The sequence below is a fragment of the Umezawaea sp. genome (assembly GCF_036375055.1).
Classification (GTDB): domain Bacteria; phylum Actinomycetota; class Actinomycetes; order Mycobacteriales; family Pseudonocardiaceae; genus Umezawaea.
The window spans coordinates 60,518-81,059 of the sequence record NZ_DASUSQ010000002.1 but is presented as its reverse complement, the minus strand read 5'-3'; the positions used below and the strand labels follow the sequence as shown (position 1 = coordinate 81,059).

The window sequence follows — 20,542 nt, the reverse complement described above, 5'->3', positions numbered from 1 at the left end:
GCGGGCAATGGCCTCTCGCCTCAACCCCTACATCAGCTTCGAGGACGACGCGCGCGAAGCGATGGAGTTCTACCGGACCGTCTTCGGCGGCACCCTCGTGCTCAACACCTTCGGCGAGTTCGGCGGCGCCGAGGACGAGGCGTTCGCCGACAAGATCATGCACGGGATGCTGGAGACCGAGAACGGCTTCACCCTGATGGCCGCCGACACCCCGCCGGGCATGGACCACAACCCCGGCACCACCATCACCGTGAGCCTCAGCGGCGACGACGCGGACGACCTGCGCGGGTACTGGGAGAAGCTGTCCGAGGGCGGCCTGGTCACCGTTCCGCTGGAGAAGCAGATGTGGGGCGACGAGTTCGGCGCCTGCGTCGACCGCTTCGGCATCCCGTGGATGGTCAACATCACCGGGGGCTGACCGGCTCGCCGATCACCCGTCGGACGACGTCGAGCCGGGGTGCGGCCGACGCGGCTCCGGCCGCCCGCGCCACCACCTGCGCGCGGTCGCCCGATCGTGTGGAACGTCCAGCGCGCGCCGTCCCCGTAGCGGAGCACCGCGTCGTCCAGCGGATCCGGCAGCCAGGTGGCCGGTCGTGGGGGAGGGGTCGGCTGGGGTGCGGGTGGCCGGGTCGTCCGTCACTCACCGCCGTCGTCGGACAGATCGTCGTCCGCGTCCACCGCCGGGGTGCGTTCCCGCCCGCCGCACCTCGTCGGCCGGGTTCACCAGCGCCGAAGTCCGCGACCGCCAGGTGAGGGTGCTGCTCGCCCGATGCGCCGCACGGGCCGCAATCGCCCGGTGAAGGTCATCGGCCTGCGGGAGTTCCGCGACCACGTCGCAGCCGTCGTGGACGAGGTGGGGGCGGGCGAGACGTACCGCGTGACGCGCAACGGCGTTGAGGTCGCCGAACTCCGCTCCCCTCCTCGCCGCGGGCTGACCGCCGAGGAGCTCGTCGAACGGCACGGGAACCTGCCGGGGGGTGGCGTCGCGGAGCCTTCCGGCCGGCTCACGGGATTCCACGCGCCGCGGCGGGGACGCCCAGCCGCGCGGTTCCGCCTACGCGCCGGGTCGCCGCCGCCAACCGCGATCGGGGCCGCCCGAAGAACCACAGGCAGCCCCGATCGGGTGGAGATCACCAGCCGCGCTCGCGCCACTCCCCGAGCTTCGGACGCTCAGCACCCAGCGTCGAATCGTCACCGTGGCCGGGGTAGAACCACGTGTCGTCCGGCAGCTCCCCGAACACCCGCGTCTCCAGGTCGTCCATCAGCGACCCGAACTTCTCCGGGTCCGCCGTCTTCCCCGGCCCACCGGGGAACAGCGAGTCCCCGGTGAACAGGTGCCCGTGACCGGCCGGGTCGCGGTACAGCAGCGCGATGGAGCCCGGCGTGTGACCGCGCAGGTGGATCACGGTCAGCGGTACCTCGCCCACCAGCACCGTGTCGCCGTGCTCGACGAGCTGGTCCGGCGGTACCGGCAGGGGGTCCGCGTCGAGGGCGTGGGCGACGGTGTTCGCGCCGTTCGCGCCCGCCACCGCGCCCAGCGCCTGCCAGTGGTCGGCGTGCTGGTGGGTGGTGACGATCGTCTTGAGCCTCGGCCGGTCCTGCGAGTGCCCGACCAGGTCGGACAGGCGTTCGGGGTCGTTGGCCGCGTCGACCAGCAGGGCCTCGCCGGTCGCCCGGCAGACCAGCAGGTAGGCGTTGTTGTCCATCGGGCCCACGGAGAGCTTCGTGATGGTCAGCGCGTCCAGGGTCCGGCGTGCGGCGGGGCCGCCGGGGTCGACGTGCCCGGTGTAGTCCTCTTGTACGTCCACAATGGCCGACCGTAGTCGCTCGGCCACGGAAACGCGTACTCCTTCAGGGTCCCTACAGGTTGACCCATTAGGCTCAACGAAGATCGTTTCCGCACCCTCCGGACAGGTCCTCCCCCTCGTGTCGAACTCCTCACGCGCCTCCGCAAGGCAGATCAACTGGGACGTCTTGCGCGTGCTCGCCGTGTTCTCGGTCCTGTTGCAGCACGCCACGCACGCGGGCCCGCACGTGCACCCCGAGGTGGGCGCTCCGCCGTTCACCTTCCCCCTGGAGATGGGGGCCAGCGGGCTGGTCGTGATGTCGGCCTACTTCGCCTGCGCGTCGCTGGCGAAGGGCGAACCCGTGCGGTTCCTCCGCAACCGGTTGGCGCGCCTCCTCCCCGCCTACCTGGTGGTGGCGGTCGTCACGTTCTCCGTGCTGCGCTGGCTCGCGCCCACCGGCTGGAGCGGCCTCACGGTCGGCGACCTGGTGCTGAACGTGCTCATGCTCCAGAACTGGGTGCCCGGCGCGGCGCTCGTCGACTACTCGTACTGGACGCTGCCCGTGCAGATCACCGGCTTCGTCGCGGGTGCCGTGCTGTTCTCCAGGGTGCGCGGGCGGTGGCTGCGGGGTCTGCTGTGGACACTCGTGCTCGGACCGCTGGTCATGCGGGTCTGGACGAACGACCCCGGTGTCGTGCGCACGGTCTACGACGGGCTGGGCGTGCACCGCGCGCAGCTGTTCACCATCGGCGTCGCCGTCTGGCTGTGGTCGAAGAACAGGCTCGGCGGCGGTCACCTGGCCGCGCTGGTGGTGGCCGCGCTGTCCGCGCAGGCCGTCCACAGCTCGAACCCAGGGTCGACGCTCGGCCTCGGCGTGCTGATCCTCGGGTTCGCCGCGGCGGCGGCCGGGCCGGACTGGAACGTCGGGCCGGTCCGCGTGCTCGCGACGCCGATCAGGTGGCTGGCGGGCACCACCTACGGCGTGTACCTGGTGCACCAGGAGATCGGCTACGTCGTGATGGCCTACCTCGCTCGCCTCGGCGCCGGACCGGTGACCAGGCTCGGCGCCTTCCTCGGCACGGCCCTGCTGCTCGGCTGGCTGCTCACCAGGTTCGTGGAGCGCCCCGCGTTCTCCCGGCTCACCGCCGCGAGCCGGGGGCCGGTGCTGATCCGCCTGCTGCTCGCGGTCCGGCTGCTGGCACCCCGGTTCGTCGGCGGTGGCCCCGCTCACAGCCAGGCCGGGAGCCTCGGCACGTCGCCGCTGAGCCGCGCGCCGTCGTGGCGGCCGCTGAGCCACCCGATCACGTCCGAGGCGTCACCGCTGACCGTGACGGAGCTGTCCGTGCCCGCCGTGTTGAACTCCCACACCCGCTGACGGCCGTCCGGCAGCGCGACCTCCAGACGCACCGGCGGCACGTCCGGCTCGTCCACGAAGTGCCCGACCAGGCCGTCCACCAGGTCTTCCAGGAACTCCTCCGGGACGTCGTCGAAGTCGACGCCCACGTTCAGGTCGACCAGGTGGAACAGCAGTTCGCGCAGCCGCAGCCACGGCACCTGGTGGGCGAGCACCACCCCGCCGCTCGGCGGGGAGACCTCGGCCTCCCAGGCCGACGCGGGCACGGTCTCGGCGGCCGCGGCGAACCGCAGGCACGCCGAGTCCAGGTCCGCGCGCAGCAGTTGCAGCGTGCGGGTCGACCCCTCCTCGATGTCCGCGTCGCGGTCGCTCCGGCTGGTGTAGGCCTGGTGCTCCACGCCCGTCTTGGCCCACGTGAGCAGGTTGACCAGCGCGTCGGCGTTGCGGGCCACGTGGGTGATGACGTGCGCCCGCGTCCACCCCGGCAGCAGGCTGGGACCCCGCACCGCGGAGGTGTCCAGCTCCGCCACGGCGGAGTAGAAGGCCTCGGTGGCCCGGTCGACGGCGGCGAGGTGCGCGCCGGCGAGCTGCGCCGCGGCGGACTGCTCCCTGGGCGCGGGTACCGCGGGCTGCACCTGGGAACCGGTGTTGGCAAAGCTCATGTGGGTGCCTCTCCCCGACGTTGAGGCTCGGTGTCGTGTGGCGGCCAGCCTAGGAGTGTTCGCCGTGGGTCGGAAGAGCGTCGATCACGGGATGTCCCAGGTGGCGGTGCTTTCGACTCTACTCACGGCCAGGGGCGCGTGCCGAGGGCCGCAAGTCCCACACGAACGAGTGAACTAGGTCTCTTGACGCCGTGATCCGTGGGGCTGGTGGGGCGCAGGGGGCCACGGGGATCCCCGGTGCGGGCTCGGCGGGTCCGTCGCCTGAGGTCAGGGGCACCCGCGCCGTTTTTGTCGGTGCTCCCACCTAGCATGGTCGTCGGCTCACCTCCCGCGGCCAGGCCGCCCCCGCCCGGGGGCCGACCCGTCGCGCGGACACCAGTGGTGTTTAGTACGCTTTTTCGAACGTGTGTTCGGTACCGCACGAACCCGGCGTGTGCCGTACCGGACCGCCAAACCCGTAGCCGAAGGGAACCCAGTGGCCGACCGCCTTGTCGTTCGCGGCGCTCGCGAGCACAACCTGCGGGGCGTGGACCTCGACCTGCCGAGGGACGCCCTCATCGTGTTCACCGGGCTCTCCGGCTCGGGCAAGTCCAGCCTCGCGTTCGACACGATCTTCGCCGAGGGCCAGCGGCGCTACGTGGAGTCGCTGTCCGCGTACGCGCGCCAGTTCCTGGGGCAGATGGACAAGCCGGACGTCGACTTCATCGAGGGCCTGTCACCGGCGGTGTCGATCGACCAGAAGTCGACCAGCCGCAACCCCCGCTCCACCGTCGGCACGATCACCGAGGTGTACGACTACCTGCGCCTGCTCTACGCCCGCGCGGGCAAGGCGCACTGCCCGACGTGCGGCGAGCCGATCAGCAAGCAGACGCCGCAGCAGATCGTCGACCAGGTCCTCGCGATGGAGCAGGGCGTCAAGTTCCAGGTCCTCGCGCCGGTCATCCGCGGTCGCAAGGGCGAGTACCTCGACCTGTTCTCCGCGCTCCAGGCCCAGGGCTACTCGCGCGCGAAGGTCGACGGCACGGTGTACGCGCTGGCCGAGGTGCCGAAGCTCAAGAAGCAGGAGAAGCACGAGATCTCCGTGGTGATCGACCGGCTGTCGGTGAAGGCCAGCTCCAAGCAGCGCCTCACCGACTCGGTCGAGACCGCGTTGAGGCTGGCCGACGGGCTCGTCGTCCTGGAGTTCGTCGACCTGCCCGAGACCGACCCCGAGCGGGAGCGCGGCTTCTCCGAGCACCTGGCCTGCCCCAACGGCCACCCGCTCGCGATCGAGGACCTCGAACCGCGCTCGTTCTCGTTCAACTCGCCCTACGGCGCGTGCCCCGCGTGCACCGGTCTCGGCGTGCGCAAGGAGGTCGACCCCGAACTGGTGGTGCCGGACGACGAGCTGTCGCTCGGCGACGGCGCCATCGCACCGTGGGCGGGCGGGCAGACGGCCGACTACTTCATCAGGCTGCTGGAGTCGCTCGGCGAGGCCATCGGGTACCGGATGGACACGCCGTGGCGCTCGCTGCCCGCGAAGGTCCAGAAGGCCGTGCTGCACGGCGTGAACGAGCAGGTCCACGTCCGGTACAAGAACCGGTACGGCCGCGAGCGCTCGTACTACGCGAACTACGAGGGCGTCATCCCGTTCCTGGAGCGCCGCCAGGAGCAGACCGAGTCCGAGTACATGCGGGAGAAGTACGAGGGCTACATGCGGGAGGTGCCCTGCCCGACGTGCCAGGGCACGCGGCTCAAGCCCGAGATCCTGGCCGTCACGCTGCACCACGGCCGCAAGGGCGACAAGTCCATCGCCGAGGTCTGCGCGATGAGCGTGTCCGAGTGCTCGGAGTTCCTGGACGGGTTGAAGCTCGGCAAGCGCGAGTCGATGATCGCGGGCGCCGTGCTGAAGGAGATCCAGGCGCGGCTGCACTTCCTGCTGGACGTCGGGCTCACGTACCTGTCGCTCGACCGCGCGTCCGGCACCCTGTCGGGTGGCGAGGCGCAGCGGATCCGCCTGGCGACGCAGATCGGGTCCGGGCTGGTCGGCGTGCTGTACGTGCTGGACGAGCCGTCCATCGGGCTGCACCAGCGCGACAACCACCGGTTGATCGACACGCTGATCCGGCTGCGGGACCTCGGGAACACGCTGATCGTCGTGGAGCACGACGAGGACACGATCCGCACGTCCGACTGGGTGGTCGACATCGGGCCCGGCGCGGGCGAGCACGGCGGGCACGTGGTGCACAGCGGGCCGTACAAGGCGCTGCTGAAGAACAAGGAGTCGATGACCGGGGCGTACCTGTCCGGTCGGAAGCAGATCCCGATGCCGGAGGCCCGGCGGAAGGTCGACAAGAAGCGGCAGCTGACCGTGGTCGGCGCTCGGGAGCACAACCTGCGCGGGATCGACGTGTCGTTCCCGCTGGGGTGCCTGGTGTCGGTCACCGGGGTGTCGGGGTCGGGCAAGTCGACGCTGGTCAACGACATCCTGGCCACCGTGCTGGCGAACAAGCTGAACGGGGCTCGGCAGGTCCCCGGCCGCCACACCCGGATCAAGGGTCTGGAGGAGGTCGACAAGCTGGTGCAGGTCGACCAGTCGCCCATCGGGCGCACGCCTCGGTCGAACGCGGCCACCTACACCGGGGTGTTCGACCACATCCGGAAGCTGTTCGCCTCCACCACCGAGGCGAAGGTCCGGGGCTACCTGCCGGGGCGGTTCTCGTTCAACGTCAAGGGCGGGCGCTGCGAGGCGTGCGCGGGCGACGGCACGATCAAGATCGAGATGAATTTCCTGCCGGACGTGTACGTGCCCTGCGAGGTGTGCAAGGGGGCCCGGTACAACCGGGAGACCCTGGAGGTGCACTACAAGGGGAAGACGATCTCCGAAGTCCTGGACATGCCCATCGAGGAGGCGGCCTCGTTCTTCGAGCCGATCAACGCGATCCACCGGCACCTGAGGACGCTGGTCGACGTGGGGCTCGGGTACGTGCGCCTCGGTCAGCCCGCGCCGACGCTGTCGGGTGGTGAGGCCCAGCGCGTGAAGCTGGCCTCGGAGTTGCAGAAGCGGTCGACGGGGCGGACGGTGTACATCCTCGACGAGCCGACGACCGGATTGCACTTCGAGGACATCCGGAAGCTGCTCGGGGTGATCAACGGCTTGGTGGACAAGGGGAACAGCGTTGTGGTGATCGAGCACAACCTGGACGTCATCAAGACGTCGGACTGGGTCGTGGACATGGGGCCCGAGGGTGGGTCCGGTGGCGGGATGGTCATCGCGGAGGGGACTCCTGAGCAGGTCGCCGGCGTGGAGGCCAGTTACACGGGGCAGTTCTTGAGGAATGTGTTGGAGGGGGTTGGGGTTTAGGGGCGACCGTCGGGCGGCCATGCGGGTGGCCCGGCCACGCCATGGCTTCGGTCGACGGTGTCGCGTTGTCTGTGGCGCGCGGGAACGGACGAGACCGGCCGCTGGCGGAATCCTTCTTCCTGGTGGCCTGGTGGCCTGGTGGCCTGGTGGCCTGGTGGTCGGTCCTCTCCGGGGTCACCGCCGTGATCCGGCGGTGAGGCGGACGGTCCGGTGTGCCGTGGAGTCGCCTTGCCCGGACGCCGTGCGCGGCCGACAGCGACCGCCAAGTAGGGCACGGGGGTCTTGTCGAAGCGGGTGGCGATGGCGCGGAACTGCCTGAGCCGGTTGAAGCAGCGGTCGACCACGGTGCGTCGTGTGCAGGCGGTGCGGGCCTGGTCACCGGGCGGCCGGGGCCCGGTCGTCGGAACGCGATGCAGGCCATGCACGATGCCGGACCGCACCGACACCTCGCGGTCGAGGTCGTCGATCGCCTCGGAGACCACCCGCGCCTTCCCGACCAGCGTGGTGAGGGTGCCGTTGCGGCAGGCCCCGCCAGGTGTCACCTGTCGTGGCCTTGAACAGCATCCCGTCGGTCACCCGAGGGCTGTCCATCCGCGGACGGCCTTGCGCGCCCGAGACGGGCAGCGGCTCGATCGTCTACCACTGCTCGTCGGTCGGTTCGTGCCTGCGGATGACGAACCCAAGGTCAAAGCGGATCGGCCACACCCACTTCGCGGGTAGGCACTAGTTTTCTCCAGTCCCAGCGGTGGTGGCCGGTGTGACTCGGGGACCCCTCGATCTGCCCCCTTGATCGGGCTCACGGGCAGGTGGTGTCACCTGCCCGATCTACCAGGGCAAGGGGCAAATCCCCCGAGTAAATCGGCCACTGCTCCAGGGAAGGCGGTGGCCCGCTTTGGGTTGTGGGTTGGTTGCGGGTGCTGGGGATGTGCTCTGAGTAGAGTTCGGCCGCCGAACGGGTGAAGTGGTTCTGCCTGATGGGCAAGTTGGCTGGTGGGTTGGTGATACTTGCCCGGTGTTTTCTCACCACTACCGTTTTCGCAGCGTTTGGTTGGTCGACTGTCCGCCCGCTGATGCTTTTGACGTTCTCGCGGATCTCGCCAGTTACCCGCTCTGGTGGCCTGAGGTGCGTCGGGCTGTTCAGGTGGGGGAGGAGCGGGCCGAGTTGTGTTGTCGGTCCGTTCTTCCCTACGAGTTGGTGTTCGAGGCCAGTCACCACACCAGGGATGCGGAGCGGCTCGTGCTGGTCGCTGATCTTTCCGGTGATCTGAACGGCACGGTCGGGTGGCGGGTCCAGTCGTGGGGTGGTGGGGCTCGGTTGGTGTACGAGCAGGAGGTGGTGGTGGGGAAGCCGTTGCTCCGGGCGCTCGGGCCGTTGGTGCGGCCCGCGCTGGTGGCCAACCACCAGATGATGATGCGGCACGGGCGGCGGGGGCTGGTGACGTACCTGGCCGGGTTCGCCAAGGGGGCCGTGTCGCGGCGGTGACCGTCGGTGCTGGTCGTGGGGCTGGAAAAAATCTTCGACGAGTTTTGAACCATTCTCCGGGGCTGTCCGTGTTGTGGGCAGTCGGTCGCCGTGAACAAGGGGTGCGAGCGACCATCCAAGGAGGTTGGCACCATGTCTGGTATTCGTGCGTCCATTTTCGGGGCAGCGGCTGTTCTCGGGCTCACGCTGCTGAGCGCCTGCGGCCAGGCCGCGACCACCGCGGGCTCGCCCAACGCCGCCTCCGACGCGCAGAAGTTGGTGCAGGGCAAGGTCGTCGCGCTGACGTCGGCGACGGTGGGGGACCTCGGTCAGGTGTTGACCGGGAGCAACGGCAAGACGTTGTACCGGTTCGACGAGGACCGGACGGATCCACCGACGTCCACGTGCGTCGACGACTGCGAGGCGCAGTGGCCGCCCGCGCTCGCCCCCGAGGGGGATCTTGAGGTGCAGGGCGTGGACAAGGCGCTGGTGTCGACGTTGACGCGCAAGGACGGCACCAAGCAGTTGACGGTCGCGGGGTGGGCGCTCTACGAGTTCGCGAAGGACACCGGGCCCGGTGACACCAAGGGGCAGGGTGTCGGCGGTGTGTGGTTCGCGGCGACGCCGGAGGGCGAGAAGGCCAGCCAGAACACGGCTGAGGGGGCCGAGCCGGTGCTCGCGACGGCGGTCGTTCCCGGTCTGGGCACGGTGCTGACCAGCGGTGCCGGTCTGACGGTGTACCGCTTCGACAAGGACACCACCAGCCCCTCGGTCTCCAACTGCGAGGGCGACTGCGCGGCGAAGTTCCCGCCGGTGCTGACGACGTCGGACGACATCGCGGTGAAGGGCGTCGACAAGGCCTCCCTCGGCACGGTGCTGCGCAAGGACGGGAAGAAGCAGGTCACGGCGAAGGGCTGGCCGCTCTACACGTCGGTCGAGGACAAGGCCCCCGGCGACGCCAAGAGCCAGGGCTTCAAGGGCACGTGGTTCGCGGCGGCCCCCGACGGGCAGAAGGCCACCGAGAACAAGGAGATCGCGCTGACGACGGCGTCGGTCGGCAACCTGGGCACCGTGCTGACCGACAAGGGCGGCATGACCCTGTACACGTTCGACAAGGACGCCGCCGACGTCTCCAACTGCTCCGGCGACTGCGCGGTCAAGTGGCCCCCGGCCCTGGTGACGTCCGACGGCTTCGAGGTCCAGGGCGTCGACAAGGTCCTGGTCAGCACGATCACCCGTGACGACGGCGGCAAGCAGCTCACCATCGCGGGCAAGCCGCTGTACACCTTCGCGGAGGACGAGGTCTGCGGCGAGGCCAAGGGCCAGGGCGTCGGCGGCACGTGGTTCGCCTCCACCCCGGAGGGCAAGAAGGCAGGCGTCTAGTCCCACGACGAGGGGCCCGCCGGGTGGTCGCACCCGACGGGCCCCTCGCGCTGTGGGCTAGTTCTCCCGGAAGTCGCTCGTGCCACCCGAGTGGGTGCACTTCCACCGCGAGAAGTTGTAGTTGACGCCCTCGTGGGTGGCCATGATGTTGTAGTGGTCGCCGATCCTCGGCAGGTCACCGGGGCTGAACTGCCCGGCCGAGAAGGTCCCGAACGAGGAGAAGGTGCCGGTGCCGCCGCTCAGCGAACCGGGACCTCCCAGGATCGGGTAGATCCTCACGTCGGTGTAGTGGCCCTCCGGGAACTCCAGCGCCCCGCTGTCCCCGTCCCGCGACGTGGTTCCGGTGGTCTCGCTCATCGCTTCACCGCCGAACCGCTTTCCCGCCGGGAGCCCATGACCTGCTTGTGCTCCAACGCGTTCAGGCCGCTGGTCGGGTTCACCGTCCAGGTGTTGTCCTCGTTGAGCGTCGCGGTCACCGAGTAGATGCCCGCCGGGAACCGGATGGGCGTCGGGTTGGTGACCGACCCGATGTCGAGCACCTCGCCCTGGGTGTAGGTGCCCGCGGCGAGGTAGTAGACCGGGTGCGGGGTGAAGGTCAGGTTCAGGTTCGGCTGGGACTGGACGACGAACGTGCCCGACCCGGACATGCCGATGCCGACGCTGGCCTGCTTCAGCGGGATGCTCGCGTCCTCCTTGACGTAGAGCGACCCCGCCTGCGCTCCGGCGGTGGGCGTCTTCGTGAAGTTGTAGGCGCCGCCCTCGTGGGAGAGCCCGATCTGGTTGCCCGCCTGGGTTTCGGACGAGACGCCGACGACCTTCGGGTCGGCGGGCCACGACTGCGAGGCGTCGAAGAAGACGCCGGGGATGAGCCTGCCCGTCTCCGACCAGACGAACGAGTAGTCGATCGTCCAGCGGAACACGACCGTCGTCGTCGGGTGCGCGGGCTTCGCGAACCAGGCGAGCGACATGACGTTCGGGACGCCGATGTCCGGGTCCTTCTGGTAGGTGCACATGTCGACGAGGTTCGATGAGTTGTTGATGACGCGAAGGGTGTACTGGGTTCCTGCCATCTGCATTCCACTCCCTGTGTGGAAGAATTCTTTCGCCGGGGCACGGCGGCGTGGAAAAGGGTGTGAAACAATTCCACGAACGCCGGTTTCGCACTGCCGAAAGCACGTCGACCTGTCCCGGGATCATGAGACGCGACTTCGGGTGCGGTCGAAAGTCTGCCGCAGGGAACGGTTGATTCGGTAGTGGTGGCACCCAATCGAGGGTGTGGGCGGTCGGTGACCTCCAGCCCGGCGGCACATCCATCATTGACGAGAAAGTGTGGTCGCGTTCCCCGTTTCGGGTGAATTCGCGGCCAGGTTGTAGACGCTGCGGAGTGGATTTCCGGGCTGTGGTGCACGGTCGTGGATGTCGTTGGCCAAGACCGCACTAGTGCGGCACGGTCTTAAAGTTGATTCATTTTTTGGCGAGATGATCGATGTCGCTATTCGACAGCGCCGAGCTGGGCTGAACGGGTGACCGAATACGCCGAAAGGCCCGCCCGGCGAACTCGCCGGGCGGGCCTTCGTCAGCGGGAGGGCGGTTAGACGACCAGGCTGAGCCCCGCGGCCATGATGAAGCCGACCACGGACAGCACGGTCTCCAGCACGGTCCACGTCTGGAGCGTCTCCTTGACCGACAGGCCGAAGTACCGCGAGACGATCCAGAAGCCGCCGTCGTTCACGTGCGAGGCGATGATCGAGCCCGCCGCGATCGACATGACCAGCAGCGCCAGCTGGGGCTGCGAGTAGTCCAGGTCCGCCACGACCGGCGCGACGATGCCGGTGGTCGTGACGATCGCGACGGTGGCCGACCCCTGCGCGATGCGCATGCCGCAGCTGATGACGTAGGCCAGCGCGATCACCGGCAGGCCCATGTCCGACAGCGACGTGGCGAGCACCTTGCCGACGCCGGTCGCGGAGAGCACGGCGCCGAAGAAGCCGCCCGCGCCGACGACGAGCAGGATCATGCCGACCGGGCGCAGCGACTTGCCGGTCAGCTCGGTGAGCTGGTCGCGGGTCATGCCGCGGCGGTAGCCGAGCAGCCACGTGGCCAGCAGCACCGCGATGGTCAGCGCGACCGCGGGCGTGCCGAAGAACGTGAACACCCCGTACAGGCGGGAGCCCTTGGCCAGCAGGATGCTGCCGAACGTGCCCGCGAGGATCAGCACCAGCGGGATCGCGATGATCCCCAGCACCAGGCCGAGCGACGGCGGGTTCTCCACCTCGTCGTCGCCCCGCGCCTCCTCGGCGGCGGCCAGCATCTCCTCGGGCACGGGAACGTTGATCCGCTTGCCGATCCACGTGGAGTACAGGATGCCGCCGACGAACCACGCCGGGATCGCGCAGGCCAGGCCCATGATGATGATCCAGCCGAGGCCGACCTTCAGCAGACCGGCCGCGGCCACCGGGCCGGGGTGGGGAGGCATGAACGCGTGCATGACCGACAGGCCCGCGAGCAGCGGCATGGCGTACAGCACGATCGACTTGCCGCCCTGCTTGGCCGCCACGTAGACCAGCGGCGCCAGCACGAAGATGCCGATGTCGAAGAACACCGGCACACCGAAGATCAGACCGGCCAGACCCATCGCGAGCGGCGCGCGCTTCTCGCCGAACGCCCGCAGCAGCGACCCGGTCAGCACCTGGGCGCCACCGGACGCCTCCAGGATCGCGCCGAGCAGCGTGCCGAGGCCGATGATCGACGCGATGTGCCCGAGGATGCCGCCGAAGCCGCCCTCCAGCAGTGATCCCGACGCCTTCTGGGCCGATCCGACCAGGGTCTCCACCGGCAGGCCCGCGGCGAGCGCCACGAGCAGACCGGCGATCAGCAGGGCGATGAACGGCTCGACCTTGTACCGGATGATCATGATCAGCAGCAGGGCGATGCTGATCGCGGACAGCGTCAGCAGGCCGCCCGTTTCGTGTTGCAGCCAGTTGATCACATCGTGCTCCCGTTGTTGCGCAGGGAATGGCCGGGCAGCGCCCCGGTGTGCGTACCGCCGTCGATCACCGGCACCCCGTTGACGAGCACGTACGGGATGCCGGCAGCCGCCTGCCGGGGTTTGTCGAAGGTCGCGGTGTCCGCGACCTCCTCCGGGTCGAACAGGACCAGGTCCGCCGCGTAGCCCTCGCGCACGAGGCCGCGGTCGGTCAGGCGCAGCCGCTTCGCGGCCCGCCCGGTGAGGTGGGAGACGCAGTCCTCCAGGCCGAGCACGCCCAGCTCCCGCACGTAGCGCGCGAGGTAGCGCGGGAAGGTGCCCCACGCGCGCGGGTGCGGCCGGTCGCCGACCAGCAGGCCGTCGCTGCCGCCGGTGTGGGCCGGGTGGCGCATGATCGCCTGCACGTTGCCCTCGTGGCCGACGTGCATCAGGCACGACGTGCCGAGCCGCTCGGCCACCAGGGTGTCGAAGTACACCTCCGACGCCGCCCGGCCCGCGCTCGTCGCCGACGCGGCGACGCTGCGGCCGACCAGGTGCGCGTTCTCCGCGCGCCGCACGCCGTTGATCTCGATGGAGTTCCAGTCGACGGGCACGCCGTGGCAGCCGTCCGACCCGGTCTCCTCGATCTCCACCCTGATCCGCTCGCGCGCGTCCGCGTCGGACAGCCGGGCCAGCGTCGCCTCGGGGCCGCCCTCGGTGGCCCAGCTCGGCAGCAGCGCCGACAGGTAGGTCGCGCCGGGCAGGTACGGGTAGGTGTCGAGCGAGATGTCCGCACCGGCCGCGATGGCGTCGTCGAGCAGCGTCAGCAGCTCACCCGCGCGGCCCTCGTTCACCGGGAAGTTCATCGTGGCGTGCGCGAGGTGCAGCGGGCAGCCGGAGTCGAGCGACACCTGGACCATCTCCGCGTACGCCTCCAGCGCGCCCGCGCCGTAGCTGCGGTGGTGCGGGCTGTAGTAGCCGCCCAGCGACCCGGTGACCTGGCAGAGCTGGACCAGTTCCGACGTGCTCGCGTACATGCCGGGCGTGTAGGTGAGGCCGGACGAGAGCCCCACCGCGCCCTCCCGCAGCGACCGCGCGACGACGGTCCGCATCCGGTCGACCTCGGCGTCGGTCGCGGGCCGGTCCTCCCAGCCGACGCAGAGCATCCGCACGGTGCCCTGCGGCACCAGGTAGGCGGCGTTCACCGCGATGCCCCGGTCGAGCCGGTCCAGGTACTCGCCGACCGACCGCCAGTTCCAGTCGAAGCCCGGCGGGTCGTCGTTCCAGCCCGCGAGCTGACCGCGCAGGGTCTCCAGCACGGCGTCGTCCACGGGCGCGTACGACAGCCCGTCCTGGCCGAGCACCTCGCTGGTCACGCCCTGCGACACCTTGGCCAGGTGGTCGGGGTTCGCCAGCACCTGGAGGTCCGAGTGCGAGTGCATGTCGATGAAACCGGGAGCCAGCACGAGCCCGTCGGCGTCGACGGTCCGCCCGCCGGACAGCCGGTCGCCGATCTCCGCGATCCGGCCGTCGCGCACGCCGACGTCCGCCCGGTGCTCGGGTGCGCCGGTGCCGTCCACGACCCGCGCGCCCTTGAAGACGATGTCCACGCCTGCTCCCTAGAAGTAGGTCCGGACGAGGTCGACGACGGTCGTGCCGTCGACCACGGGGATGAGCCGCCACTTGTCGAACACGGTGCACGGGTGGGACAGGCCGAGCCCGATCCAGTCCCCGACCTCCACGGTGTCGTCGCCGATCGCCAGGAACGCGTGCTGGTCGTTCAGGGCCGTCACGGTCGCGCCCCTCAGCGGCCGTTCCACCCCCGCCGACCGCACGACCTGGGGCTCCGGCAGGCCCTCGTCGAACGACGCGTCGCGCTTGCCGATCGTCAGCAGCGCCAGGTCGGCCTGCGGCTTCGACGTGACCTGCGCCCACGCCCGCAGCGCGGACCGGAACGGCTGCTCGCCCTCGGTCCTGCCCAGCGGCGAGATGCCGCGGTAGAAACCGTCGTCGTGCGTCACGTAGGCGCCGCTGCGCACCACCGGCAGCACCGGCAGGTCCTCCGGCCACGGCCGGGTCAGCGCCGCGGCGACCTGGTCGAAGTACGCGCTGCCGCCGATCGTGACGATCACCTGGTCGACGCCGTCGAACCGGCCCTCGCCGTGCAGCCGCAGCACCAGGTCGCGCACCGCGTCAAGATAGGCGTCCACTGTGGACTTCGCCTGCTCGGACGCGTCGTGCGCGAGCGCGCCCTCGTACCCGCCGACGCCGACGAGCCGCAGCGCCGGGCTCTCCGCAACCGCTTGCGCCACCGCGACGGCGGTGTCCGCGTCGCGCGCCCCGGTCCGGCCGCCGGTCGCGCCGAGCTCCACGAGCACGTCGACCGGTCGGGAGGCGGACCCCAGCGCCTCGGTCATCGCCCGCACCCCTGCCACCGAGTCCACCCAGCAGGTGAACTCGAACGCCGGGTCGGCCGCCAGCTCGTCGGCCAGCCACCGCAGCGCGGCGGGGTCGACGAGCTGGTTGGCCAGCAGCACCCGGCTCACGCCGAACGCCCGGTACACCCTGAGCTGGCTGGCGTTGGCCGCCGTGATCGCCCACGAGCCGTGGTCGAGCTGGCGGGCGAACAGCTGCGGCGCCATCGTGGTCTTGCCGTGCGGCGCCAGCGCGACGCCGTGCCTGGCGCACCACCCCGCCATCGTCGTGAGGTTGTGCTCCAGCGCTTCGGCGTCGAGCACCACCAGCGGGCCGACGAAGCCGTCGGCGAACAGGTCGAGGCGCCGGTCGGCGACCTCGCCCACGGTGGCGCCGAACGTCGAGCTCGGCAAGCCCTTGAACTGCCAGTCGACGCGTTCCGCGCGCAGCGCGGCTACCGCGGTCCGATCGATGTCGGCGGAGTGCACGTGTCTCGCTCCTCACGTTGCATATTTTGCAACGGCTATTGCGCGATGTGATGCTGAAGTGTGTAACATTCGCCTGACCCGCCGTCAACGAGCAAGTCCGGAGGAAAGAAGCGGATGAGGTTCGAACAAGCGGGCGGTGTGGTCTGCCTGGGCGAGACGATGGTCGTGATGGTGCCTGCCGAACCCGGTCCCGCGCACGGCGTACGACACTGGAGCAGGGCGATCGGCGGCGCCGAGTCCAATGTGGCCTGTCATCTCGCCCGACTGGGCGTCACCAGTTCGTGGGTGAGCGCGGTCGGCGCGGACGCGTTCGGTCGCGCCGTGCTGGACGAGGTCGGCGGCGCGGGCGTGGACGTGAGCGCCGTGCACGTCGACCCGGACCGGCCGACGGGCCTGTACGTGAAGGAGGCCGACGCCTCGGGGAGCCCGGTCCGCTACTACCGGCGGGGGTCCGCCGCCTCGGCGCTGGGACCGGGGGCGCTGGACGGCGTCGACCTCGCGGACGTGCGGCTGGTGCACGTAAGCGGCATCACCGCGGCCCTGTCCGACAGCTGCCTCGCACTGCTGCGGGAGGTCCTGACCGGACCGCGGGACGGTCACCTGGTGTCGTTCGACCTCAACTGGCGGCCCGCGCTGTGGCGCGACCGCGACCCGGCCGTGCTGCGCGAGCTGGCCAACGCCGCCGACGTGGTCCTGGCCGGTGCCGACGAGGCCGAGGCGGTGTGGGGGACCGGCGACCCGCACGAGCTGCGCGCCCTGCTCCCCGACCCGGCGAGCATCGTCGTGAAGCAGGGGGAGAGGGGCGCCACGCTCGTCGAGGGCGACGTCCACACCTACCAGCCCGCGCTGCGCGTGGACGTGGTCGAGCCGGTCGGCGCGGGTGACGCGTTCGCGGCGGGTTATCTTGCCGCCCACCTGGCCGGGAACCCTCCGGCCAGGCGACTGCGTGCGGGTCACCTCCAGGCGGCCGCCGTGCTGTTGACCACCGAGGACGTCGGGCGGCCGCTGCCCGCCGCGGTCACCGGACCGCTGCTCGACGCCGACGGGCCCACCTGGGCTGCGGCGCACCTACGGGAGAGCCCATGAGCCAGAGCCTGGACCGCGCGTTGACGCTCGTCGGCGAGCTCGCGACCGGCCCCAAGACGCTGGAGGAGCTGTCCGGCGTGGTCGACGTGCACAAGTCGACCGCGTTGAGGCTGCTGAGAACCCTGGAGTCGCACCGGTTCGTGCAGCGCGAGGGCGTGCACCACTACCGGCTCGGCACCGCGCTGTTCGACCTCGCCAACCGCGCGCTGGAGGAGCGGGACGTCCGCCGCAGCGCCGAAGCCGCGCTGCGCGAGCTGAACGCGCTCACCGGCTACACCGTCCACCTCGCGAGCTACGAGGGCGGCGAGGTGATCTACATCGACAAGTACGACAGCACGCACCCGATGCGCATGTACTCCCGCGTCGGCCGCCGCGCGCCGCTGCACTGCACGGCCGTGGCGAAGGTGCTGCTGGCGGACCTGCCGGAGGCCAAGCGGCGCGAGATCGCCGAGTCCATGGAGTACCCGAGGCTCACCGCGAACACGATCACCGACCCCACCGCGTACCTGGCCGAGCTGGAACGCGTGCGCGACCGCGGGTACGCGATGGACAACTCCGAGCACGAGGACTTCATCCACTGCATCGGCGCGCCGATCCGCGGCTCCCGCGGTGAGGTGGTGGCGGCCGTCTCGATGTCCGTCCCCAAGGTGCTGCTCGACCTCGAGGGCCTGCTGGCCCTCGTGCCCAACCTGCTCGCCACGGCGCGAGCGGCGTCCATCGAGTGCGGCTACACGCCGCGCGACTAGAGAGGTTCCCACCTTGCCGAAGATCGAGATCCACACCGACTCCGCGCCCAAGCCCATCGCGAAGTTCTCGCAGGCCGTCCGCAAGGGCAACATCCTCCAGGTCGCCGGTCAGGTCGCGTTCGACGCCGAGACCGGTGCGATCGTCGGCGACACGGTGAAGGAGCAGACCGCGCAGACCCTGCGCAACGTGGCCACCGTGCTGGAGGCCGCGGGCGCGAGCTTCGACGACGTCGTGATGCTGCGCGTGTACCTCACCGACACCGCCCACTTCGGCGAGATGAACGACGCCTACGGCGAGTTCATGACCGAGCCGTACTCCGCCCGCACGACCGTGTACGTGGGCCTCCCGGCAGGCCTGCTGGTGGAGATCGACGCGCTGGCCGTGCTCGGCGACTGACCCGACGACCGGGGCCGCCCTCCGGTGGCGGTCCCGGTCCGCGTCACGCGTGCCCGTCGCGCCGCACCTCGGGCGGGGCGTCCAGCGCCCGGCGCAGCTCGTCGGCGAACGCGCGCGTCGTCGCGGTCTCCGACCGCGAGCAGATGTCCAGCGCCCGCGACCGGCACGACCTGGCCAGGTCGTGCTCGCCGAGGTCGTCGTGCGCGGTCGCGAGCAGGCCCAGCATCTCCACCAGCGCCGTCGTGCGCATCGGGTTGACCGCGGCCACGGCCTCCCGCAGCCGCACGACCGCGTCCGCCGCGTCGCCCTGCCCGTGCAGCACCGCGCCGAGCCGGAACAGCGCGTCCGACTCGGTGTTGCGCGCCTGCGACGACCGCGCCAGCACCAGCGCCTCCTCGGACGCCGCGCGCGCCCCGTCCCAGTCCCGCAGCGCGATCAGGTTCGCGGCCAGCCGCAGCAGGTTCACCGCCAGCGTCTCGCGGTCGTGCCCGTCCGGCTTCTCCTCGACGCGGGCGCGGTGGAAGGCCACGCACTTGCGGTGCACCTCGGCCGACTCGGCGTACCGGCCGAACAGGTGCAGCAGGATCCCCAGGTTCGACAGGGCGAACTGCACCGACAGCTCGTCGCCCGCCGCCTCGAACCCCTCCACGGCCCGCACGGCGAACGCCCTCGCCTCGTCCAACCGTCCCAGGCGCCGTTCGATGGCCGACCGGTAGTACAGCGCCCACGCCTGCTCCAGCGGGTCACCGCAGTCGACCGCCGCCGCCCACGCCTGCTCGTGCACCACCAGCGCCGCGTTCTGCTGGTCCAGGAGCACGCACAGCGTCCAGCACAGGAAGTTGAGCTGCACGGCCTCGTCGCGCCTGCTGCCGAGCGCGCGGGCCGCGTCCACGCCGTAGCGGAACACCTCGTGCCACAGCACGCCGTCACCGCGCTGGTCGGAGTACCAGTGCATCGCCGTCGCCACGTCCAGCACCGTCCGGTGCCGCCGCGCGGCGTGCGCCAACCGCAGCGCGCCGATCCAGTGGCCCGTCTCCCGGTGCAGCCACGCCGCCGCCTTCTCCCGGTCCCCGGCCGCCCCGTTCGGCCCGAACACCCGCGCCGACGCCCGCGCCTCGCGCAGCAGCCAGTCGATCGTCCGCCACCGCGCCTCGTCGACGGCCTCGTCCGTCTCGTCCGCGCCCAGCCGTTCCCGCGCGAACACCCGCAGCAGGTCGTGGCACACGTACCGGCCCGCGGTCGCCGACACCTCCACGAGGCTCGCGTCGACCAGCTCCTCCAGCGTCTCCTCGGCCGCGTCCTCCTCGACCCCCGCCGCCACCGCGACCAGCGCGGGCGTCACGTCCCCGCCGGGCACCAGCGACATCCGCCGGAACACCAGCGCCGCCCGCGCGTTCAGGTGCTGGTACGACATCAGGAAAGCGGCCCGAACCCGCAGGTCGCCGGACGTGAGCGCGCTGAGCCTGCGCCCCTCGTCGCCCAGCTGCTCGGCCAGGTGCCCGACCGTCCAGCGCGGTCTGCTCGCCAGCCGGTTGCCCGCGATCCGCAGCGCCAGCGGCAGGTGCCCGCACAGGTCGGCGACCCGTTCGGCCGCCGCCCGTTCGGCGGACACCCGCTCCAGACCGGTGATCGCGCCCAGCAGCCGCACGGACTCCGCGCTCGACAGCACGTCCAGCGCGAGCCTGGTACCCACCTCCAGCCCCCCCAGGGTCTGCCGCGACGTGACCAGCACCAGCGACGACGACCCGGTCGCCAGCAGGGGCCGCACCTGCGCCTCGTCGGCCGCGTTGTCCAGCACCAGCGCCGTCGACCGCCCGCGCAGCTCCGCCCGGTACAGCGAGGCGCGCTCCTCGTCGACCGCCGGGATCCGGTCCTCCGCGACCCCCAGCGTCCGCAGCACCTTGTGCATGACCTCGCCCGGCGGCACCGGCCGCGCGTCCATGCCGCGCAGGTTCACGAACAGGCAGCCGTCCGGGAAGCGGTCCGCCAACCGGTACGCGGCGTGCACCACCAGCGTCGTCTTGCCCGCGCCCGGCGGCCCGTGCACCACGACGACCTCCGTGGCCCGCCCCCCGGCCGCCACCCGCTCCAGCCGCCGCAGCTCCTCGACCCGCCCCGTCAGGTCCGGCACGTCCGGCGGCAGCGCCCACGGCGCCGCCGGGGCCTGGTGGCGCATCCGCCCGGCCTTCGCGGTGTCGACCAGTTCCCGCAGCTCCTCGCCGTCGAGCCGGAGCACCCGCGCCAGCGCCTCCACCGTCCGCCGCTGCGGCCCCTTCGCCCGACCGCGCTCCATGTCGCTGATCGCGCGCACGCTCACACCGGACCCGGCGGCCAACTCCTCCTGCGTCAGAGCGGAACGGACGCGGTGGGTGCGGAGCAGGTCGCCGAACGTCGTGGACACCGACCGCACATTAGCGGGCGGCCACCCGGCGCTACCCGTCGAACCGCTGTGCT

At 70.9% G+C, this 20,542-nt stretch carries 15 protein-coding genes and 2 pseudogenes; 8 read left to right on the top strand and 9 right to left on the bottom strand.

Annotated features, from left to right (window positions below; translation table 11 throughout):
• The first annotated feature begins 7 nt into the window (after positions 1–7).
• Positions 8–418: a VOC family protein gene (locus VFZ92_RS00455; protein ID WP_330873607.1), complete on the top strand. Its 411-nt coding sequence runs from the start codon at positions 8–10 to the stop codon at positions 416–418.
• 98 nt (positions 419–516) lie between these two features.
• Here the strand turns inward: VFZ92_RS00455 and VFZ92_RS00450 are convergent.
• Positions 517–579, bottom strand: a pseudogene (locus VFZ92_RS00450) (DUF2510 domain-containing protein); the annotation flags it as partial.
• Positions 580–1,130: 551 nt separating this feature from the next.
• Positions 1,131–1,808 carry an MBL fold metallo-hydrolase gene (locus VFZ92_RS00445; RefSeq protein ID WP_330873606.1) on the bottom strand — a complete coding sequence of 226 codons (678 nt, stop codon included), beginning with the start codon at positions 1,806–1,808 and terminating at the stop codon, positions 1,131–1,133.
• 1 nt (position 1,809) lies between these two features.
• On the opposite strand from VFZ92_RS00445, the pseudogene VFZ92_RS00440 reads away from it, so the two are divergent.
• Positions 1,810–2,886: pseudogene (locus VFZ92_RS00440) on the top strand (acyltransferase family protein); the annotation flags it as partial.
• A 128-nt stretch (positions 2,887–3,014) separates the two neighbouring features.
• Here the strand turns inward: VFZ92_RS00440 and VFZ92_RS00435 are convergent.
• A complete protein-coding gene (locus VFZ92_RS00435) occupies positions 3,015–3,803 on the bottom strand; it encodes a maleylpyruvate isomerase family mycothiol-dependent enzyme (RefSeq protein ID WP_414719768.1) in 789 nt (262 codons plus the stop codon).
• A gap of 475 nt (positions 3,804–4,278) precedes the next feature.
• On the opposite strand from VFZ92_RS00435, the gene uvrA reads away from it, so the two are divergent.
• The 3 genes from uvrA (at position 4,279) to VFZ92_RS00415 (ending at position 9,991) form a co-directional block, all read left to right on the top strand.
• A complete protein-coding gene (gene uvrA / locus VFZ92_RS00430; protein ID WP_330873604.1) occupies positions 4,279–7,146 on the top strand; it encodes an excinuclease ABC subunit UvrA in 2,868 nt (955 codons plus the stop codon).
• A 961-nt stretch (positions 7,147–8,107) separates the two neighbouring features.
• Positions 8,108–8,629, top strand: a complete 522-nt coding sequence (locus tag VFZ92_RS00420; RefSeq protein ID WP_330873603.1) for an SRPBCC family protein — start codon at positions 8,108–8,110, stop codon at positions 8,627–8,629.
• A gap of 132 nt (positions 8,630–8,761) precedes the next feature.
• Positions 8,762–9,991: a hypothetical protein gene (locus VFZ92_RS00415; protein ID WP_330873602.1), complete on the top strand. Its 1,230-nt coding sequence runs from the start codon at positions 8,762–8,764 to the stop codon at positions 9,989–9,991.
• Positions 9,992–10,048: 57 nt separating this feature from the next.
• On the opposite strand, the gene VFZ92_RS00410 is transcribed toward VFZ92_RS00415, so the two are convergent.
• The 5 genes from VFZ92_RS00410 to VFZ92_RS00390 form a co-directional block, all read right to left on the bottom strand.
• Positions 10,049–10,348 (bottom strand): hypothetical protein, encoded by a 300-nt coding sequence (locus VFZ92_RS00410; RefSeq protein ID WP_330873601.1) that lies wholly within the window; start codon positions 10,346–10,348, stop codon positions 10,049–10,051.
• On the bottom strand, positions 10,345–11,061 hold the full coding sequence (locus VFZ92_RS00405; RefSeq protein ID WP_330873600.1) for a hypothetical protein: 717 nt from the start codon (positions 11,059–11,061) through the stop codon (positions 10,345–10,347). The genes VFZ92_RS00410 and VFZ92_RS00405 overlap by 4 nt, the downstream gene beginning before the upstream one ends.
• Positions 11,062–11,582: 521 nt before the next feature.
• On the bottom strand, positions 11,583–12,980 hold the full coding sequence (locus VFZ92_RS00400) for a gluconate:H+ symporter (protein ID WP_330873599.1): 1,398 nt from the start codon (positions 12,978–12,980) through the stop codon (positions 11,583–11,585).
• A complete protein-coding gene (locus VFZ92_RS00395) occupies positions 12,977–14,566 on the bottom strand; it encodes a D-aminoacylase (RefSeq protein WP_330873598.1) in 1,590 nt (529 codons plus the stop codon). The genes VFZ92_RS00400 and VFZ92_RS00395 overlap by 4 nt, the downstream gene beginning before the upstream one ends.
• Before the next feature lie 9 nt (positions 14,567–14,575).
• A complete protein-coding gene (locus VFZ92_RS00390; protein ID WP_330873597.1) occupies positions 14,576–15,859 on the bottom strand; it encodes an amino acid deaminase in 1,284 nt (427 codons plus the stop codon).
• Positions 15,860–15,973: 114 nt separating this feature from the next.
• On the opposite strand from VFZ92_RS00390, the gene VFZ92_RS00385 reads away from it, so the two are divergent.
• Genes VFZ92_RS00385 through VFZ92_RS00375 form a run of 3 tightly spaced genes read left to right on the top strand, consistent with a single transcriptional unit; the run spans position 15,974 to position 18,088 of the window.
• The gene (locus VFZ92_RS00385) at positions 15,974–16,945 is read left to right on the top strand and encodes a sugar kinase (RefSeq protein WP_330873596.1); all 972 of its coding nucleotides are present in this window, start codon (positions 15,974–15,976) and stop codon (positions 16,943–16,945) included.
• Positions 16,942–17,691 (top strand): IclR family transcriptional regulator, encoded by a 750-nt coding sequence (locus VFZ92_RS00380; protein ID WP_330873595.1) that lies wholly within the window; start codon positions 16,942–16,944, stop codon positions 17,689–17,691. The genes VFZ92_RS00385 and VFZ92_RS00380 overlap by 4 nt, the downstream gene beginning before the upstream one ends.
• Positions 17,692–17,704: 13 nt before the next feature.
• Complete coding sequence (locus VFZ92_RS00375; protein ID WP_330873594.1) at positions 17,705–18,088, top strand: Rid family detoxifying hydrolase; 384 nt, start codon at positions 17,705–17,707, stop codon at positions 18,086–18,088.
• Positions 18,089–18,131: 43 nt separating this feature from the next.
• On the opposite strand, the gene VFZ92_RS00370 is transcribed toward VFZ92_RS00375, so the two are convergent.
• Entirely contained in the window at positions 18,132–20,489 is a 2,358-nt protein-coding gene (locus tag VFZ92_RS00370) for an ATP-binding protein (protein ID WP_330873593.1), read from the bottom strand.
• Positions 20,490–20,542 lie beyond the last annotated feature (53 nt).

Coding starts and splice junctions, on each gene's coding strand:
- VFZ92_RS00405 (WP_330873600.1), bottom strand. CDS start 11,061: ATGGCAGGAACCCAGTACACCCTTCGCGTCATCAACAACTCATCGAAC.
- VFZ92_RS00435 (WP_414719768.1), bottom strand. CDS start 3,803: ATGAGCTTTGCCAACACCGGTTCCCAGGTGCAGCCCGCGGTACCCGCG.
- VFZ92_RS00380 (WP_330873595.1), top strand. CDS start 16,942: ATGAGCCAGAGCCTGGACCGCGCGTTGACGCTCGTCGGCGAGCTCGCG.
- VFZ92_RS00415 (WP_330873602.1), top strand. CDS start 8,762: ATGTCTGGTATTCGTGCGTCCATTTTCGGGGCAGCGGCTGTTCTCGGG.
- VFZ92_RS00410 (WP_330873601.1), bottom strand. CDS start 10,348: ATGAGCGAGACCACCGGAACCACGTCGCGGGACGGGGACAGCGGGGCG.
- VFZ92_RS00385 (WP_330873596.1), top strand. CDS start 15,974: ATGAGGTTCGAACAAGCGGGCGGTGTGGTCTGCCTGGGCGAGACGATG.
- VFZ92_RS00455 (WP_330873607.1), top strand. CDS start 8: ATGGCCTCTCGCCTCAACCCCTACATCAGCTTCGAGGACGACGCGCGC.